Below are 2,165 nucleotides of genomic sequence, written 5' to 3'. Positions count from 1 at the left end.
CCAGAAACAACTGGTTGCAGCTTAGCTTTACTGAGCTTCGTAGCCTATCAAGTTTGGTTTTCCAAATCAGCAAACTGTCATCTGCCTTCCTGTTTCTCTGTCTTAAACTCCCGGACTGCTCCCCTGTCTTCCATCATCGGCGAAAAACAGAAAGCCGGCTGCCGGCAGTTTTTCTGGTATCATGGCTTCATGAAGATAATCTGGCATACAACAAACATCATTCACGGAGGAACCACACTGAAGGACAGGCAGGCGCCGGAGAACGGAAACACGGCGCTGCATGTCTGTCAGGATCCGGAGGCTGTCATGGAAAACCGTCGGGTGCTGGCGGCTGTGACCCTGCCGCTGTCAAACTGGGCGCTTCCCTGGCAGAAACACACCGATCACATCCACCGGGTGACTGCAGGGGAACAGGGAGCGGGTTCAGATGACAAAAATACAAGCATCATGAACGTGGATGCAGTGTGGACCACGGATCCGGATACGCTGATCGGGGTGTTCACGGCGGACTGTGTCGGGCTGCTGGTGGCTGATCCGGAGATCCCGCTGGTGGCGTGCATTCATTCCGGGTGGAAGGGCACGGCACAGGCCATAACACTGAAAACGTTGAAAGTGCTGATGGAGGAAGGCGGGCTTGATCCTGCCAGAGCCCATGCCTGGTTCTCTCCGTCGATCCTGCAGGATTCCCTGGAGGTGGGGATGGAGGTCATTGAAGCGCTGGAACCGCTGAAACCTCTTGGAATCGATGTGGACAGCTTCTGGCGGCGTTCCGTTGTCCCGGGTTCAGAGAAAGCCTATCTGGACAACCAGGGCCTGAATAGGGCGATGCTGCTGGCGGCGGGGATGCCGGCGGAGCACATTCATGGATCGGAAATGGACACCAAAACCCATCCGGACTGTTTCAGTTACCGGAATGAGGGAATGAAAACCGGGGAGCATTTCACCTTTGGCTGGATTTCCGGAGAAGATGACAGGGAGCAGATGTCATGAGAGCATCGAAGGAAAAGCGCCTGGGGCTGATTCTGGAGATTCTGGAGCGGGAAGAGAAGATGCGGGTCCGGGATCTGGCGCAGGAACTGGATATCACCCCGGAGACGCTGCGGTCGGATCTGACAGATCTCGTGCAGATGCGGCTGGTGGAGAGGGAGCACGGCTTTGTCCGGCTGGTGCAGGCTCCGCAGGAGACACCGATGTCCATCCGCTCGGGTCACCATGTACAGGAAAAAATCGCCGTGGCTTATGCGGCTCTTTCCACAGTGAAGGACGGTCAGGTGATTTTTGTGGATGCCGGCAGCACAGTGCTGCTGGGACTTCATGCACTGGCCAAGCGCCGTGATCTGCTGGTGGCGACGAATTCGCTGCCGGGGGCTCTGGAGCTGTCCAAGATGAATATCCGGACGCTGGTTCTGGGGGGCATGGCGTACAATCCGGGACAGCGGACCTATGGCAATTTTGCGACGAATGTGGTGGATCACATTCAGTTTGATGTGGTGTTTCTAGGCAGTGACGGGTTCCGGGATGCCCGTGGATTCACAACACTGCATGACAATGAACTGGGGCTGAAACGGCATCTGATTGCCCAGACGCAGAAAGTGGTGATGGTGTGTGATGCATCAAAGTTTGATGACAAGGCACCGTTCATGTTCTGCACTTTCGCAGAGGCAGATCTGCTGGTGACAAACCGGCTTACGCCGGATCAGCACAGGAAGATCGAGGACATCAGGGAAATTCTGGAAGTCTGAGCAGGACTTCCTTTTCTTTGCGCCCTCATTCCCGCAGGACGGGAATGCAGGACGGGAATGAGGACATGCCAGGCAGAAGAAAAGCCCCGCTCAGGAGGCCTTCATGTCTGTGTTTGACTGACTGCAGCTGTGCAGATACAGGCGCAGATTCACGACAGGGTTTTGATTCCGAATTCCACATACAGCTGATCCAATGTCCCATGGCTGCCAATCGCATCGAGAAATTCCTTTACTCTGCCGGCTTCGGCCATGGCCTGGCACAGCTGGTTTACATCCAGACCCGCTTCTTCATAGCCTCGTTTGAATCCACGATTAAACTCCCGCAGATATCCTTCTTCAAAACCTTTACGGAAACCCTGCTCATATAATCCGTTGCAAACTACTTTGTCATAGTTTACATATCCCCGTTGCCAGGGACAGCTC

3 protein-coding genes are annotated in these 2,165 nt (G+C 55.0%); 2 read left to right on the top strand and 1 reads right to left on the bottom strand.

What is annotated here, in order from left to right:
* Positions 1–189 precede the first annotated feature (189 nt).
* Both QZ305_RS11625 and QZ305_RS11620 read left to right on the top strand, forming a co-directional pair.
* A complete protein-coding gene (locus QZ305_RS11625; RefSeq protein ID WP_294732157.1) occupies positions 190–990 on the top strand; it encodes a polyphenol oxidase family protein in 801 nt (266 codons plus the stop codon).
* Positions 987–1,742, top strand: coding sequence for a DeoR/GlpR family DNA-binding transcription regulator (locus tag QZ305_RS11620; RefSeq protein WP_294732156.1), 756 nt, complete (start codon positions 987–989; stop codon positions 1,740–1,742). The genes QZ305_RS11625 and QZ305_RS11620 overlap by 4 nt, the downstream gene beginning before the upstream one ends.
* 149 nt (positions 1,743–1,891) lie before the next feature.
* On the opposite strand, the gene QZ305_RS11615 is transcribed toward QZ305_RS11620, so the two are convergent.
* Positions 1,892–2,165: hypothetical protein (locus QZ305_RS11615; RefSeq protein WP_294732154.1), on the bottom strand; the 274-nt coding region annotated here is incomplete at its 5' end.

This window comes from uncultured Faecalibaculum sp. (assembly GCF_910588395.1).
In the GTDB taxonomy this organism is placed as follows: Bacteria; Bacillota_I; Bacilli_A; order Erysipelotrichales; family Erysipelotrichaceae; genus Faecalibaculum.
The sequence above is the reverse complement of the archived record's forward strand: the minus strand, read 5'-3'. Positions and strand labels throughout refer to the sequence as shown.